Raw genomic sequence first — 15,790 nt, 5'->3', positions numbered from 1 at the left:
CGCTAGCCCTCGGTGCGGCTCCGGCACCACCCCGGCGCGTCGCTCGTCAGCCATTCGGCAGTCACTCTTCCGTCGTCTCGTCCACCTTCCCGACTGTGTGCTGTCCGTGTTTGGATCAGTGCGCTCCGTCGAATGAACCGCCGAGGACCCGGACGAGGACCCCAGATGACACACCGAGGTCACCGCCGCACGGCGCTGTCCGTCCCGATCGCCGCGCTGACCGCCCTGCTGGTGCTCGCCGGCCCGACCGCCGCACCGGCGGCGGCGGCCGTACCGGTGGCGGCCGCCGCCGCCACAGCGGTCCGGACCCACGCAGCCACGGCGGCCGTGCCGGCACCCGCGGCGAGCGCACCAGCGCCCCGGGCCGCGGCCCTGGCGTCCGCCGACCCGTGGACGGCCGTGGCGGCGCAGCGGGTGCTGGACACGGCCGCCCGCGTCGGCGCGTCCGGACCGATCGCGGCCAACGGCACGGTGCGGCTCCGGGTGCTCGGCGTCGCCGGCATCCCGAGCTCCGGCGTCGCGGCCGTCGTGCTGACCGTGACCGCACCGTCGCCCTCGGCGTCCGGCACCGTGACCGCGTGGGCGACCGGCCAGCCGCGGCCGACGGTGCCCACGGTCCGGTTCACCGCGGGCCGGGCGGTCACCACGCTGGCCGTCGTCCCGGTCGGCGCCGACGGCACCGTCACCCTGGCCAACCAGTCCGGTGCCGCGCTGCAGCTGCAGGCGGACACGGCCGGGTGGACGGCCGCCTCGACCGCCGCCGGCGGCTACGTGCCCGTCACGCCCAAGCGGATTGTCGACTCGACGCAGCGGCTGGGGCTGGCCGGACCGCTGGCCGCGGGCCGGTGGGCGCAGCCGACGATCGCCGGGCACGCCGGTGTCCCGGCGACCGGGGCCGCCGCCGTGGTCCTGTCCGTCACCGTGGTCAACCCGTCGACCGCGGGCTACCTGGCCGCCTTCCCCGGCGGCACGGTCACCGCGGGCGGCTCGGTCCCCGCGTCGTCCGTGCTGAACTGGTCGGCCGGCGGCCCGGTCACCGGGCCGGTCGTGGTGCCGCTGTCGTCCGCCGGTGCGGTGCAGCTGATCAACCGGTCCGCCGCGGCGGTCGGCCTGCTCGTCGACGTCGTGGGCTACGTCCGCGCCGGCACCGCCGCGGTCGGCGGGCTGGTGGCCCTGCCCTCGGCGCGCATCGCCGACTCGCGCAGCGGCGCCGGCTGGCCGCTCGATCCCGGTCCGCTGCCCGCGCACTCGTTCGTCGGCGTCAAGGTGACCGGCACCGGCGGCGTCCCGGCGTCCGGCGTCGCCGCCGTGCTGCTGGCCGTGACCGTCGCCGCGCCCACCGCGGCCGGCACCGTACGGGTCCAGGCCCACGGGGGTGACGGCACCGGCGGCACCGCGGTGAGCTTCCCGGCGGGCGGCAACCGCACCGGGCTGGCGCTGGTCCCGCTGACCGCGCAGGGCATCGTCGACGTGCTGGACCCGACGGACCGGCCGGTGCAGGTCGTGCTGGACGTGCTGGGCTACGTCCGCGGCGCGGCCGTCGAGCCCCCGGTGACCTGGTCGGCGGCCGCGCCGACCGCGTCCGGCCTGACCGGCGTCTCGGCCCTGGACTGCACGTCGGCCGCCTTCTGCCTGGCCGCCGACGGGTCCGGCCACTCGGCCACCTTCGACGGGACCGCCTGGCACCCCGTCACCACCGGAGCGGTGCCGTTGCAGCTCGGCGACCTGTCCTGCGCGACGGCCACCGACTGCCTGGCCATCGGTCCGCACGCGGTCGTCCGGTTCGACGGCGCCCGCTGGCGATCGCTGCCCGCCCCCACCGGCCTGACCCTGGTCTCGGTGTCCTGCGCGAGCACGTCGTTCTGCATGGTGGCCGAGGGCGAGCAGGGCAGCTCGTGGATCTGGAACGGCGCGTCCTGGTCAGGACGGTCGGCGATCGTCACCGACCTCGGCGAGTACCAGTCGTACGTCGCGTCGCTGTCCTGCGCGACGCCCACGCTGTGCGCGGCGGTGGGCAGCCGCAACGGCAGCTGGCTGTGGGACGGGGCGTCCTGGCGGTCCTCCGAGCTGGTCACGCTGACCTACGGCACGGACGTGAGCTGCCCGGTGGCCGACTTCTGCGCCTCGCTGGCGGGCATCAGCGGGTCGGAGTCGGTCGTCTACGACCACGGCACCCTGACCGACACCGACGTGACCTGGGGCGGCGCGATGCAGTCGATCTCCTGCGCGGACGCGACGTTCTGCGTCATGGTCGGCGCCGAGGACGGCGTCGCCACGTGGGACGGGACGACCTGGACCGACCCCGCCTTCCCGCAGACCCTGCCCGGTTCCCCGGCGTTCGTGTCGTGCCCGACGCACACGTTCTGCATGGCGCTGCAGCGCGACGGCGCGCAGCTCGTCGGGCGGCGGTGACGCCGGCCGTCCGCTGACGGCGAACCGGGCGGCGACGGCCCCCCCGAGGTGGTGCACTGCACCGATGGACGTCCTGGTCATAGGCGGGGGAGTGTTCCTGGGGCCGGCGGTGGTGTCCGTCGCCCGCGAGCTCGGTCACCGGGTGACGGTCTTCAACCGCGGCCGGTCGGCGCCGCCGCCCGCCGGCGTCGAGCACGTGGTGGGCGACCGCACCACGCCCGCGGACCTGGCGGTGCTGGGTCGTCGCAGCTGGGACGTGGTGGTGGACACCTGCGGCTACGTGCCGGCCGAGGTGGCGCTGTCCGCCGACGTGCTGGCCGGCGCGGCCGGCCACTACGCGTTCGTGTCGACCGTCAACGTCTACGCCGGGTGGCCCGCCGCGGCGGACTACCACCGGGTGCCGCAGCACCGTGCGCCCGGCCGGGCCACCCGCGAGGACGCCGAGGAGCTGCCGCCGCAGGACCGGTACGGCTGGCTCAAGTCCGGCTGCGAGGAGGCGGTCCGGGAGCGCTTCGGGTCCCGTTGCGCGCTCCTGCGGGCCGGTTGCATCGTCGGGCCGGACGACAGCAGCACCGGCCGGCTGCCGTGGTGGCTGGACCGCGTGGCCCGTGGCGGCACCGTGCTGGCGCCGGGCGCCCCGGACGACCCGGTGGTGCTGGTGGACAGCCGCGACCTGGCCGGGTTCGCGCTGGACCGGCCGTCCGGCACGTTCGAGGTGACCGGTGACCCGGTACGGCGCGCGGACCTGCTGGACGGCTGCCGCGCGGTGACCGGGTCCACCGCCGTCTTCCGCTGGGTCGGCGACCGGCCGGCCGGCGCGGGCGTGCAGCCGTGGACCGAGCTGCCGCTGTGGGTACCGCGCGCGGAGGCGCCGAGCCTGTTCGCGCACGACAACTCCCGGGCCCGGGCCGCCGGTCTGCGCCTGCGGCCGCTGCGGGACACCCTGTCCGACACCTGGGCCTGGCAGCGGGCCGTGCCGGGGGGCTGGCGGCCGGCGCCCGGCACGCCGGGCCTGGACCCGCAGCGGGAGGCGGAGCTGCTCGCCCGGTGGGAACGCGAGGAGGAATCCGCCGGGGCCGGTGGCGGCTGATCGCCGGGGAGTCGAGCCGCGCCGGCCGGGTCGGTGCCGAAGCCGGTCCCCGTGTCGATGCCGGGTCGGTCCCCGCGTCGCTGCCGGTCGCCGACCGGCGGGCGGGTCAGCCCGCCGGGGTGCCCTGGTCCGGCGCGGTCACCGCGCCGGCCGGGTCCGCCGGCCGGGACGAGAACGCCGCCAGCAGGCGGTCGGCCGCGGCGGCGGCGTCCAGAGCGCCGTCACGGACGGCGGTCTCGACGTCCTCCCGGACCGAGCGCACAGCCGGGTCCCGGCGCAACCGGTGCTCGAGCTCGTCGCGCACCAGCGACCAGGTCAGCGCCACCTGCTGGTCCGCGCGCCGCCGGCGCAGCCCGTCGGCGCCGAGCCGGTCCCGGTGCGCCCGCACGGCCGCCCACACCTCGTCGATCCCGTCCCCGGTCAGGGCGGAGCAGGTGAGCACCGGCGGCACGGCTCCCGACCCGCCCTGCACCAGCCGCAGCGCGGCGGCGAGATCGGCTGCGGCAGCCCTGGACTCGGCCACGTGGTCGCCGTCGGCCTTGTTGACGGCCAGCACGTCGGCGATCTCCAGCACGCCCTTCTTGATGCCCTGCAGCCGGTCGCCGGAACGGGCCAGCGCGAGCAGCAGGAAGGTGTCGACCATCCCGGAGACGGCGGTCTCGGACTGGCCGACCCCGACGGTCTCCACCAGCACCACGTCGTGGCCGGCGGCCTCGACCAGCCGGATGGCCGACGCCGTCGCCCGGGTGACGCCGCCGAGCGTGCCGGCGGTCGGGGAGGGCCGGATGAACGCCGACGGCTCCGCCGCCAGCAGCGGCATGCGGGTCTTGTCGCCGAGCACCGACCCGCCCGTGCGCGGACTCGACGGGTCGACCGCGAGCACGCCCACCCGGTGGCCACGCCCGGTCAGCCGCAGGCCCAGCGTCTGCACGAACGTCGACTTGCCGACGCCCGGCGTGCCGGAGATGCCGACGCGCACGGAGGTCCCGCGGTCCGGACCCAGCGCGGCCAGCAGCCGGCGGGCCAGCGCCCGGTCGTCCGCCCGGGTCGACTCGACGAGGGTGATGGCCCTGGCCAGGTGCGACCGCGAGCCCTGCCGCACGGCCGCGGCCAGCTGGACAGGATCCGGCGGTCGACGCCTGGGCGGAGCCGCGGCGGGATCCGCGGTCACCGGTCGGCGACGCGGCCGGACAGCCGGTCCAGCAGCTGCAGTGCCGACACGGCGACCGGGGTGCCGGGACCGAAGACGGCCGCGACGCCCATCCGGTGCAGCACCGGGACGTCGTCCGGTGGGACGACACCGCCCACCACCACCAGGATGTCGGGACGGCCGAGTTCGGCCAGGGCCCGCTGCAGCTGTGGCACCAGGGTCAGGTGGCCGGCGGCCAGCGACGAGACGCCGACCACGTGCACGTCGGCGTCGACGGCCTGCCGGGCGACCTCCTCCGGCGTCGCGAACAGCGGCCCGACGTCGACGTCGAAACCCATGTCGGCGAAAGCGGAGACGACCACCTTCTGGCCGCGGTCGTGACCGTCCTGACCGAGCTTGGCGACCAGGATCCGCGGCCGCCGGCCTTCGGCCTCCTCGAACGCGGCGGTGGCCGCCAGCACCCGCTCCACGTCCGCGCCGTTGCCGGCGGAGGCGGCCTCGGCCCGGTACACGCCGGAGATCGTACGGATCTCGGCGACGTGCCGGCCGAACACCCGCTCCAGGGCCAGCGAGATCTCGCCCACCGTGGCGCGCGCGGCCGCCGCATCGACGGCGGCGTCCAGGAGGTTGGCCGACAGGTCGGTGGTGCCGCCGGCGCCGCCGGCGTGCGGGTCCGCGGCGGCGACCCGCGTCAACCGGTCGAGTGCCGCTTCCACCGCGGCCGGATCGCGGTCGGCGCGCAACCGGTGCAGCGCGGCCACCTGCGCGGCCCGGACCGCCTGGTTGTCGACCGCGCGCACCGGCACCTCGGTCGCCTGGTGGGTGACGGCCGTGTTCACCCCGACGACGGCCTGCCGGCCCGAGTCGATCCGGGCCTGGGTGCGCGCCGCCGCCTCCTCGATGCGCAGCTTGGGCAGCCCGGCGGCGATCGCCGCGGCCATGCCGCCGGCCGAGCGCACCTCGGCCAGGTGCGCCCAGGCCTGCGCGGCCAGCCGGTGGGTCAGCCCCTCCACCAGGACGGAACCGCCCCAGGGGTCGACGGTCCCGGTGACGCCGGCCTCCTGCTGCAGCAGCAGCTGGGTGTTCCGCGCGATGCGGGCCGAGAATTCCGTCGGCAGGGCCAGGGCCTCGTCGAAGGCGTTGGTGTGCAGGGACTGGGTGCCGCCCATCGTCGCGGCCAGCGCCTCGATGCAGGTGCGGGCGATGTTGTTGTGCGGGTCCTGCGCGGTCAGCGACCATCCCGAGGTCTGGCAGTGCGTGCGCAGCACCGCGGACCTCGGATTCGCCGGGCCCAGGTCGTGGATCAGCCGGTACCAGAGCGCCCGGGCCGCACGGAGTTTTGCGATCTCCGTCCACAGGTCCATGCCGATGCCGAAGAAGAAGCTCAGCCGCGGCGCGAAGCTGTCCAGGTCGAGACCCGCGTCCATGCCGGCCCGCACGTACTCGAGGCCGTCGGCCAGGGTGTACGCCAGCTCCAGGTCGGCGGTCGCCCCCGCCTCCTGCATGTGGTAGCCGGAGATCGAGATCGAGTTCCAGCGCGGCATCCTCGCGGCCGTCCAGGCGAAGATGTCGGAGATGATCCGCATCGACGGCCCGGGCGGGTAGATGTAGGTGTTGCGGACCATGAACTCCTTGAGGATGTCGTTCTGGATGGTCCCGGTGAGCCGCTCCGGCGGCACGCCCTGTTCCCGTCCGGCGACGACGAACATGGCCAGCACCGGCAGCACGGCGCCGTTCATCGTCATCGACACGCTCATCCGCTCCAACGGGATGCCGTCGAAGAGCTGGTGCATGTCCTCGACCGAGTCGATGGCCACGCCGGCCATACCGACGTCGCCGGCCACCCGCGGGTGGTCGGAGTCGTACCCGCGGTGCGTGGGAAGGTCGAAGGCGATGGAGATCCCGGTCTGGCCAGCGGCGAGATTGGCCCGGTAGAACGCGTTCGACTCCGCCGCCGTCGAGAAGCCCGCGTACTGGCGGATCGTCCAGGGCTGCGTCGCGTACATCGTCGGGTACGGCCCGCGCAGGTACGGCGGGAGTCCGGGGTAGGTGTCCAGGGCGTCCAGCCCGTCCAGCGGGTCCGGCGCGGCACCCGGGTGGGACCCGTCCGCGGACGCGACGGGACCACCGGCGCCGTCGCGGGACGGCGGGGGCCGCAGCGGCAGGCCGGTGAGGCTGCGCGGAACGGTCACGGCGATCCCCCTGCGGCAGCCGCCCGCACCCGGCGTCCCAGGTCCGGCAGGTCGGTGGTGGCGTCGAGGTCGCCGTCGACCGGTCCGCTCCACCGCACCGCTGTCGCGGTGCCGCGCGGCGGAGCCGCCAGCACCAGGCGCGCACCGTGCGAGCGGAGCAGGCCGGGCAGGTCCGCCGCCCACTCCGGCGGCTCCGCCGCACCGGGCACCAGGCACACGACGGCCGGCGCGCCCAGGGTGCGCCAGGACCGGACGGCGTCGTCCGGTGTGGTCGTCACGGTCGCGGTGGCCGAGGGGACGCCGACGGTCGACAGGGCCTCGACGACCGGCCCGGCGGCGGCCCCGCGGGGCGTCCCGCCGAGGACCAGCACCGCGACCGGCTCGGTGGCCGGGACGTCGCGCAGCTCCTCGAAGTCCGCGGACCAGCGCGCGACACCCGAGAGAGGGTCGGCGGTTCCGGCGGCGGGCCGCGCCAGCGGGTCGTCGGCGGTCGACGGGAACGCCGTCGTCCCGGTGATCGGTTGCCGACGGGTGGCCACCCGTCGGCGGCGTTCCTCGGCGCTGGCTGCCCAGCGCGCCGGGAGGGTGCCGTCCGCCGCGGCCGCGGCGACCCCGCGGGAGTCGAGCTCGGCGCACTCGGCCCAGGCCCGCTCGGCGAGCCGGTCCGTCAACACCTCGATGGCGTAGCTGCCGGCGGCCGGATCGGCCGTGCGCCGCACGACGGCCTCCCGCTCCAGCAGCAGCGGGGTGGTGCGGGCCAGCCGCCGGCCGGCCGCCGAGACCGCACCGCCGGGCGCGTCGTGGGGGAGCACCGTGACGGCGTCCGCACCGCCGGCGGCGGCGGCGAAGGCGGCGGCCGTGCCGCGCAGCACGTTGACCCACGGGTCGTACCGACCGAGCATCGGCCAGCTGGTCACCGCGTGCAACCGGGCGCGCGCCGCCGGCTTCGAGACCTCGCTCAGCTCGGCCACCCTCGCCCACAGCACGCGCACGGCGCGGAGCGTCGCGACGCCCACCACGACGTCGTCGGTGATTGGGAGGCGGAACTCGAGCGCGGCGAAGGCCGCCGCCGGATCGAGGCCCGCGTCGACGAGCGCCCGCAGGTACGCCACGCCGGTGGCGACGGCGTACCCGAGCAGCCGGCTCTCGCCGGCGCCGCGATGGTGGGCCGCGGTGGCGTCGACCACCGCGGTGCGGATCCCGCGGCCGGCGGCGCGCCGGGCGGTCGCCGCCAGCTCGCCGCGGACGTCCGGATCGCCGGCACCGTCGGTCAGCAGCCGGCCCACCGGGTCCGCGCCGACGCTGGTGTCCGGGTGCAGCGGCGCGCCGGAACGGTCGGCCCACGCGACGAGGGCGTCCGCCGCCTGGGCGGCGGTGGTGTCGCCGACCGGCTGCACGGCCACGGGTACCGCGTCGGGCCGGACGTCCGCCAGCACCCGGGAGAGGTCGTCCGGGGCGGTGCAGCGGTCGCCGACAGGGATCCACAGCGACGTCGACCCTCCGGCCAGTTCGTCGCGGACGTCCGCGGCCGCCGCCGCGGCGTCGCCGGCGGCGATCCGGGCACGCAGGTCCCAGCGGCGGACCCCGTCCTGGCCCGTCGAGGCGACCGCCCGGGCCGGTGTCCCGCCGGAGAGGTCGGCGTCGAGGCCGAGCACGGGCACCGGGACGTCCTCCACGGTGCGGCGCTCCAGCAACGCGCGGGGGTCGGCGTCCGGCGGCACCGACGTCCCGGCGCGGGACAGCACCGCGGCTGCCGCGGCGACCCACTGGTCCCGGCGGGCCGGCGGCTCGGCGTCGAGCGCCGGGCCGACCCCGTCCCGGTCGCCGTCGCCCATGGCGGTCAGTGTAGGGAGCGGCGGGTGGCGATCCCGAGGGCCGCCACGCCCCCGTCGGTCGGCAACCGTCTGGGCAGGTCCCCGGTGAACGTCACCCAGTCCGCCAGGTCGCGCAGTTTGCGGTTGGCGTGCTGACTGGCCAGCCGCAACTCGTCGAAGGCCTGCGCCTCGGTCCACCCCCGGCGGGCCATGAGGATGCCGATGGCCGTGCCGATCTGCCGGTTCGACTCGACCGCCTTGCGCAGGTGGTCACCGGTGTGCCGGTACTCGAGGGCGACGAACGCCAGGGCGGCGGCGGCCGCGACCGCCGCGGTCTCCCGCAGCAGCCGTCCGGACCCGTCCGGGCGGTCCAGGTACACCGCCAGGCAGCCGCGTTCCCCGTCCCCGCCGGGCAGGGGATGGCTGAGCACGGCGCGGACGCCGGTCCGCGCGACGGCCGGCCCCCAGCGGGGCCAGCGGGTGTCGGCGGCAACGTCGGTGCTGACCACCGGCAGGCCCGATGCGACCGCGTCCCGCGAAGGCCCCTGCTCGCACGTCCGCTGCAGGGCGTCGGCGTCGGCGGCGGGCCCGTCGGTGGCCGCTCCGGTGAGCCAGCGCCAGCCCCGCGGCCGGCTCACGCTGGCGGAGGCGTGGCCGGCCAGGTGCTCGACCACGATCGACAGTGCGGCGGCGGCGGCCTCGGCCGCGGACAGGGTCGGCTCCACCGTGAGCGCGGCGAGCCGGGCGCACCGGTCGGCCAGGACCTCTGCACCGGGCTCGTGGCTCAGCAGGGTCACCGCGTCCGGTCCCGCCGGCGGCGTCCGGACGTGCTCGCCGCCCTGCCTGCACAGGCTCGTCGTCCGATCATCCGAGCCTCCACTCCGGTCCGCGCACCACCCCGGGAACGGGTCCGATCCGTACCGCCGTGTCGGCCGGATCGTTACCGAAAACGGTCGGCGTCCGGTTCGGCCCTGACGCCACGTTACCGAGCGTCGCACTGCATGACCACGGTGGTCACCCGTCCGGCAGTGCATCCACGACCGCCGGCTGCCGGTAGCGAACGCAGGACCCGACACGCTCCATCACCCGGTCGTGGAACGGGTGGTGCCACCCGGTCAGGGCAGTTCCCAGCTGTGGACCGGCTCGTTGCTGTGCATCCCGGCCGAGTACCGCTGCAGCATCCCCGCCAGCGCCGCCCTGCGGTCCATGCCCCGCGCCTCCAGCCGGGCGACCGTCTCGCTCTGCCACCACGCCCCGTTGCGCCGGGTCTTGCACCGGTCCTCCACGATGCCCAGGAAGCGCTCCCGGACCGCGGTGGAGACTCCCCAGCGCCGCAGGCCCTCGTGGGCCAGCGGCAGCAGGTGGCGCAGCATCAACTCGTCCCAGGCGACCTCGCCGAAACCCGGCCAGTAGAAGACGGAGTCGACACCGAGGCGGGCGCCGGCGGTGAAGTTGGCGCGGGCCGCGTCGAAGGACATCTTGGTCCACACCGGCCGGTCGTCCGCGGCGAGCATCTTCACCGCGCCGTAGTAGAAGGCGGCGTTGGCCAGCACGTCGGCGACGGTCGGGCCGGCGGGCAGCACCCGGTTCTCCACCCGCAGATGCGGGACGCCGTCCACGACGTCGTACACCGGCCGGTTCCAGCGGTAGACGGTGCCGTTGTGCAGCCGGAGTTCCTGCAGCCGCGGCGCCCGGCCCGCGGCCAGCTCGGCCTCCGGGTCCTCGTCCGAGGTCTCCGGCAGCAGGGCCGGGAAGTAGCGCACGTTCTCCTCGAACAGGTCGAAGATCGAGGTGATCCACCGGTCCCCGAAGAACACCGGCGGCCGCACGCCCTGGTTGGCCAGTTCCGGCGACCGGGTGTCGGTGGCCTGCAGGAACAGCTCCGTGCGGGTCTCGGCCCACAGCCGGCGGCCGAACAGGAAGGGCGAGTTCGCACCCAGGGCCAGCTGCGGGCCGGCGAGGGTCTGCGCCGCGTTCCAGGTGGCGGCGAAGTCGGCGGGGGCCACCTGCAGGTGCAGCTGGACGGAGGTGCACGCCGACTCGGGCGCGATGGTGTCCGCGTACATCCGGAGCGACTCCACCCCGGCGATGTCCAGTTCCAGGTCCTCGCGGCGGGCGGCGAAGATGGCGTCCTGCAGGGCGGCGTAGCGGGGGTTGTGGCTCATCCAGCCGCGCTCGAAGTGCTCCGGCATCAGGGTGGGCAGGATGCCGATCATGACGATCTCCGACCCGGCCTCGTTGGCGCGGGACTCCGCGCGGTCGAGGGAGGCGCGCAGCATCCGTTCCAGCTCCAGCGTGGCGTCACCCGGGAGTGGCCGGGGCGGGACGTTGAGCTCGATGTTGTACCGGCCCAGCTCCGTCTGGAACGCCGGGTCCGCGATGGCCTCCAGCACCCGGGCGTTGGCCATGTCCGGCTCCCAGGACCGGTTGACCAGGTTGAGTTCGATCTCCAGGCCGGTCAACGGCTTCTCGATGTCGAAGACGTGCTCGGAGAGCATCCGCTCGAAGACGTCCAGGCAGCGGCGCACCTTCTCCCGGTAGCGCTGCCGCTGCTCCCGCGTGAACTGGCCGCCGGTGATGTCGTCGCCCACTGCGAACCTCCCGTGTTCGCTCCGGAACAGCGCGCTGGCGGGATCAGCCAACCACAGGGTGCGGCTGTGCCGCCGCGCCGGCACCGGTGACTAGGGTGACGCGTCGGCGACCCGACCGGCCGGCGTCGCGCGGTCGGCGCCGGCGGGACGGGTCCGCAGGGGTCGGTCGGCGGTGCAGCCCGTCGTCGGCGGCCCGGTCCGGACGGGTCGCACGACCGTCGGAGCCAGGACAGGCGAGAGGTGGGTGGTCCGCGGCCATGACGCAGGCGTCGTCGCACCCGGACGTTCCGGCGGATCCGGGTGCCGGGCGAGGCCCGGTGTGGCTGGACGGTTTTCTGGCCGCCGAACTGCCCGCGCTGGTCGCGCTGCGCCGGGACGTGCACGCCCACCCCGAGGTGTCCCGCGCCGAGTCGGCCACCTCGGCGCTGATCCTGCGCACGCTGGCCCGCTACGGGATCCGCGGCACCGTGCTGCCGGGCGGCACCGGGGTGGTGGCCGACATCGGCGCGGGCGACCGGGTGGTGGCGCTGCGGGCCGACATCGACGCGCTGCCCCTGCCCGAGCACAGCGGGCTGCCGTGGGCGTCCACGGTCCCGGGCGTGTGCCACGCCTGCGGGCACGACGTGCACCTGACCGCGCTGCTGGGCGCGGCAGGGGCGCTGCAGTCCTCCGGGGTGCTGCCCGGCCGGGTCCGGTTGATCTTCCAGCCGGCCGAGGAGGTCATGCCCGGCGGCGCCCACGACGTCGTCGCCGCCGGTGTCATGCAGGGGGTGGAGCAGGCCTACGCGCTGCACTGCGACCCGCGGCTGCCGGTCGGCACCGTCGGGTGCAAGAGCGGCGCCATCACGTCGACGTCCGACCTGGTCGCGCTGGCGGTCAGCGGGCCCGGCGGGCACACCGCGCGGCCGCATCTGACCGCGGACCTGGTCTACGCCCTCGGCACGGTGATCACCGGCCTGCCGGGGCTGCTCAGCCGGCGGATGGACCCGCGGTCGGTGCCGGTGATGGTCTGGGGGGCCGTCGCGGCCGGGTCGGCGCCGAACGCCGTCCCGCAGTCGGGACTGCTGCGCGGGACGCTGCGGATGATGGACCGGTCCGGGTGGGAGGCGGCCGAGCCGCTGGTCCGGGAGATCGTCGCGGACCTGCTGGCCCCGACCCGGGCGTCGTACACGCTGTCGTTCGAGCGGGGCGTCCCGCCCGTCGAGAACGACCCGGCCTGCACGGACCTGCTCCGCACGGCGGTGACCGCGGCCGTCGGCGAGGGCGGGGTCGGCGTCACCGCACAGTCCACCGGTGCCGAGGACTTCGCCGTGCTGCTGGACCACGCGCCGGGGGCGCTGGCCCGGCTCGGGGTGTGGGACGGCGTCTCGCCGATGGTGGACCTGCACTCGCCCACGTTCCGCGCCGACGAGCGAGCCATCCCGGTCGGTATCCGGCTGCTGGTCCACACGGCGCTGGCCGCGCTGACCGGACCGCCGCGGTAGCGGCGGTCAGCTCCCGATCGACCGGCAGGGCCGGTGGCGCAGCGCCCGCACGTACTCGGCGGGGGCGTCGGCGGCCTCGGCGGCGTCGGCGATCACGCCGAGGTAGCGGGCGCTGGGCAGGCCGCCCTCGAATGCCTGCAGCGCGTAGAGCCAGGCGAGCACGTCACCGTCGAGGGTGTGCACGCGCAACCGCAGCTTGGTGTACAGCCCGAGGTCGGCGCCCTCCCACGAGTCGAGCGTGCGCTCGTCGCTGGCCGCCATGTCGTAGAGGACGACGAACACGCTGGACGCGGGGTCCGGGTCCTCGACGACGGTCGCCAGCGCTCCCTCCCAGCCCAGGTCCTCGCCGCCGAAGGTCAGCCGCCACCCGGTCAGCCAGCCCGTTCCGGCCATCGGGGAGGACGGGCAGCGCTGCAGCATCTGGCCGGGATCCATGTTCGACCCGTAGGCCGCGTAGAGCGCCACGGTCCGTGAGGATATCGGCGCACCGGCGCCCCGCCGGGCTGCGGCGACCCCCGCCGGACGTGGGGACGGTCACCACGAGCCTGCGTACCGGGCAGCGGCAGGCCGTCCGGACGCAGCGGATCGGTCGCCGTACCGGTGACCGCGGGGAGCTGCGGTGGCCGTGCCCATACGGTGGAGGGGCACACCACCGAGCAGAGGAGAGCCGTCGATGACCCGCATCGTGATCATGGGTGGCGGGCCCGCCGGCTACGAGGCCGCGCTGGTCGCCGCCCAGTACGGCGCGGACGTCACGCTGGTCGAGTCGGACGGTGCGGGCGGCAACTGCGTGCTGTACGACTGCGTGCCCTCCAAGACCTTCATCGCCTCGGCCGGGGGTCGCTCCGCGGTGCGCGACTCCCGGCACCTGGGCGTCCGGTTGGCCGAGCAGGACGTCGAGATGGACGTCGTCGCCGTCCACTCGCGGGTCACCGGGCTGGCCGTCGCGCAGTCCGCCGACATCGGCCGCCGACTGGTCGACGTCGGCGTCACGCTGATCGAGGGCCGCGCGGCGCTGGACGACCCGGCGCCCGGGCTGGCCACCCACCGCGTCTCGGTCACCGGCACCGACGGCCTGGAGCAGGAGTTCGAGGCGGACGTCGTGCTCGTGGCCACCGGCGCCTCGCCGCGGGTGCTGCCGTCCGCCGTGCCGGACGGCGAGCGCATCCTGACCTGGCGGCAGCTGTACGGCCTGACCGAGCTGCCCGAGCACCTCGTCGTCGTCGGCTCCGGGGTGACCGGGGCGGAGTTCGCCTCGGCCTACACCGAGATGGGCGTGCGGGTCTCGCTGGTCTCCAGCCGGGACCGGGTGCTGCCCAGCGAGGACGCCGACGCCGCCGAGGTCATCGAGGAGGTCTTCTCGGCGCGCGGGTCGAGCCTGGTGCGCGGCCGCGCGGCCGGTGTCGCCCGGGACGGCGACGAGGTCGTCGTCACGCTGTCGGACGGCCGCGAGGTCCGCGGGTCGCACTGCCTGATGACGGTCGGGTCGGTGCCCAACACCACCGACATCGGGCTGGAGCGGGTGGGCATCCAGACCGGTCCGTCCGGCTTCATCCAGGTCGACCGGGTGTCCCGGACGTCGGTCTCCGGCATCTACGCGGCCGGCGACTGCACCGGCGTGCTGATGCTCGCCTCGGTGGCGGCCATGCAGGGACGGATCGCGATGTGGCATGCGCTCGGCGAGGGCGTCCCGCCGCTCCGGCTGCGGACGGTGGCGGCCAACGTGTTCACCCACCCGGAGATCGCCACGGTCGGCATCTCGCAGGCCGAGGTGGACGCCGGTGCGGTGCCGGCGTCGGTGCTGCGGCTGCCGCTGGCCACCAACCCGCGGGCGAAGATGCTGGGACTGCGGGAGGGCTTCGTCAAGCTGGTCGTCCGCCCCGCGACGGGCATCGTGATCGGCGGCGTGGTGGTCGCGCCGGAGGCCTCCGAGCTGATCCTGCCGATCGCCATGGCCGTGCAGAACGGCCTCACCGCCAAGGATCTCGCGTACACCTTGAGCGTCTACCCGTCGCTGTCCGGGTCGATCACCGAGCTCGGCCGGCGGCTGATGCACCTGGACGGGGACCTCGGGTGAGCCGGTCCCCCCGGGCGGCCGGGTACCCGCGGATGAGGCTGGGCTACCCGGCGATCAACCTCGAGCTGGCCGAGGCCGGCATCCGGTCCAACCGCGGGTTCATCTTGCGCTCCTACAGCGAGGAGCGGTTCCGGGAGACGGTCGCGGGCAACCTCGCCGCCCTCGGCGAGATCCTGCGCTGGAACGTCGCCCACGGGCTGTACGCCTACCGGATCTCCTCCGACATCGTCCCGTTCGGCGGCCACCCGGTGGTGACGGTGGACTGGCGGCGCGAGTTCGCCGACGAGCTGGCGGCTCTGGGCGCGTACGCCCGCGAGCACGACCTGCGGCTCTCGTTCCACCCGGGCCAGTACACGCTGCTGAACTCGCCGCGGGAGGACACCCACCAGCGGAGCGTGGCGGACCTGGAGTACCACTGCGCCGTCTTCGACGCCATGGGCATGGACGGCTCGCACAAGGTGCAGATCCACGCCGGCGGTGTCTACAAGGCGCTCAGCGAGTCGCTGGCACGGTTCGTGGTGCGCTACCGCGACCTGCCCGACACCGTCCGGCGCCGCCTGGTGATCGAGAACGACGACTTCGGCCTCGGGTACCCCGAGTGCATGGACCTGTCCGCCCGGACCGGCGTCCCGGTGCTGCTGGACAACCACCACCTGGCCGTGAAGGAACCGCACCTGGACCTGCGGACGTCGGCCGAGGAGGCGGCGGCCACCTGGGGTCCCGACGACGGCCGGCTGCTCATGGACTACTCGTCACAGGACCCCGACAAACGGGTCGGGGCGCACGCGCCGCACATCGACGACGACCACTTCCGGACATTCTCCGCGGCGGTGGACGGGCTGCCCCTCGACCTGATCCTGGAGATCAAGGACAAGGAGGTCAGCGCCGTCCGTGCCCTCGAGCTCCTGGCGCAGTCCGGGGGCCGCTGACGGGTCGGGCGGACCCCGGCCGAAGGGGTCGGTGCGGTGGCCGTCCTGCTC

General features: G+C 75.5%; 11 protein-coding genes. 5 read left to right on the top strand and 6 right to left on the bottom strand.

Going from position 1 to position 15,790, the window contains the following annotated elements:
* The first annotated feature begins 165 nt into the window (after positions 1 to 165).
* Positions 166 to 2,412, top strand: a complete 2,247-nt coding sequence (locus IEY37_RS11115; protein WP_188941636.1) for a hypothetical protein — start codon at positions 166 to 168, stop codon at positions 2,410 to 2,412.
* Between the two features lie 64 nt (positions 2,413 to 2,476).
* Positions 2,477 to 3,502 (top strand): NAD-dependent epimerase/dehydratase family protein, encoded by a 1,026-nt coding sequence (locus IEY37_RS11110; protein ID WP_188941635.1) that lies wholly within the window; start codon positions 2,477 to 2,479, stop codon positions 3,500 to 3,502.
* A gap of 106 nt (positions 3,503 to 3,608) precedes the next feature.
* Here IEY37_RS11110 and meaB read toward each other — a convergent pair whose 3' ends face one another.
* The 5 genes from meaB to IEY37_RS11085 form a co-directional block, all read right to left on the bottom strand.
* A complete protein-coding gene (meaB, locus tag IEY37_RS11105) occupies positions 3,609 to 4,673 on the bottom strand; it encodes a methylmalonyl Co-A mutase-associated GTPase MeaB (RefSeq protein WP_229674301.1) in 1,065 nt (354 codons plus the stop codon).
* Positions 4,670 to 6,844, bottom strand: a complete 2,175-nt coding sequence (scpA, locus tag IEY37_RS11100) for a methylmalonyl-CoA mutase (protein WP_188941634.1) — start codon at positions 6,842 to 6,844, stop codon at positions 4,670 to 4,672. The genes meaB and scpA overlap by 4 nt, the downstream gene beginning before the upstream one ends.
* The gene (locus IEY37_RS11095) at positions 6,841 to 8,679 is read right to left on the bottom strand and encodes a methylmalonyl-CoA mutase family protein (protein WP_188941633.1); all 1,839 of its coding nucleotides are present in this window, start codon (positions 8,677 to 8,679) and stop codon (positions 6,841 to 6,843) included. Before IEY37_RS11095 ends, scpA begins: the two co-directional genes overlap by 4 nt.
* Before the next feature lie 5 nt (positions 8,680 to 8,684).
* Positions 8,685 to 9,455, bottom strand: coding sequence for a GAF and ANTAR domain-containing protein (locus tag IEY37_RS11090; protein ID WP_188941632.1), 771 nt, complete (start codon positions 9,453 to 9,455; stop codon positions 8,685 to 8,687).
* A gap of 318 nt (positions 9,456 to 9,773) precedes the next feature.
* Positions 9,774 to 11,249: a glutamate-cysteine ligase family protein gene (locus tag IEY37_RS11085; protein ID WP_188941631.1), complete on the bottom strand. Its 1,476-nt coding sequence runs from the start codon at positions 11,247 to 11,249 to the stop codon at positions 9,774 to 9,776.
* A 257-nt stretch (positions 11,250 to 11,506) separates the two neighbouring features.
* Between IEY37_RS11085 and IEY37_RS11080 the strand changes: the two genes are divergently transcribed.
* On the top strand, positions 11,507 to 12,733 hold the full coding sequence (locus IEY37_RS11080; RefSeq protein ID WP_188941630.1) for an amidohydrolase: 1,227 nt from the start codon (positions 11,507 to 11,509) through the stop codon (positions 12,731 to 12,733).
* A gap of 6 nt (positions 12,734 to 12,739) precedes the next feature.
* Here IEY37_RS11080 and IEY37_RS11075 read toward each other — a convergent pair whose 3' ends face one another.
* The gene (locus tag IEY37_RS11075) at positions 12,740 to 13,198 is read right to left on the bottom strand and encodes a gamma-glutamylcyclotransferase (RefSeq protein ID WP_188941629.1); all 459 of its coding nucleotides are present in this window, start codon (positions 13,196 to 13,198) and stop codon (positions 12,740 to 12,742) included.
* Positions 13,199 to 13,406: 208 nt separating this feature from the next.
* Here IEY37_RS11075 and IEY37_RS11070 point away from each other — a divergent pair, with 208 nt between their 5' ends.
* Together IEY37_RS11070 and uvsE are read left to right on the top strand one after the other, a co-directional pair.
* Positions 13,407 to 14,810 carry an NAD(P)H-quinone dehydrogenase gene (locus IEY37_RS11070; RefSeq protein WP_188941628.1) on the top strand — a complete coding sequence of 468 codons (1,404 nt, stop codon included), beginning with the start codon at positions 13,407 to 13,409 and terminating at the stop codon, positions 14,808 to 14,810.
* Positions 14,807 to 15,739 (top strand): UV DNA damage repair endonuclease UvsE, encoded by a 933-nt coding sequence (gene uvsE / locus IEY37_RS11065; protein ID WP_188941627.1) that lies wholly within the window; start codon positions 14,807 to 14,809, stop codon positions 15,737 to 15,739. The genes IEY37_RS11070 and uvsE overlap by 4 nt, the downstream gene beginning before the upstream one ends.
* The last annotated feature ends 51 nt before the right edge of the window (positions 15,740 to 15,790 follow it).

This window comes from Nakamurella endophytica (genome assembly GCF_014646215.1).
GTDB classification, from domain to species: Bacteria; Actinomycetota; Actinomycetes; order Mycobacteriales; family Nakamurellaceae; genus Nakamurella; species Nakamurella endophytica.
This window is presented reverse-complemented; position numbering and strand designations above follow the sequence as displayed.

Excerpts from the sequence above, each read along its gene's own strand:
- IEY37_RS11110 (WP_188941635.1), top strand. The coding sequence starts at position 2,477 with ATGGACGTCCTGGTCATAGGCGGGGGAGTGTTCCTGGGGCCGGCGGTG.
- IEY37_RS11070 (WP_188941628.1), top strand. The coding sequence starts at position 13,407 with ATGACCCGCATCGTGATCATGGGTGGCGGGCCCGCCGGCTACGAGGCC.
- IEY37_RS11080 (WP_188941630.1), top strand. The coding sequence starts at position 11,507 with ATGACGCAGGCGTCGTCGCACCCGGACGTTCCGGCGGATCCGGGTGCC.
- IEY37_RS11095 (WP_188941633.1), bottom strand. The coding sequence starts at position 8,679 with ATGGGCGACGGCGACCGGGACGGGGTCGGCCCGGCGCTCGACGCCGAG.
- IEY37_RS11115 (WP_188941636.1), top strand. The coding sequence starts at position 166 with ATGACACACCGAGGTCACCGCCGCACGGCGCTGTCCGTCCCGATCGCC.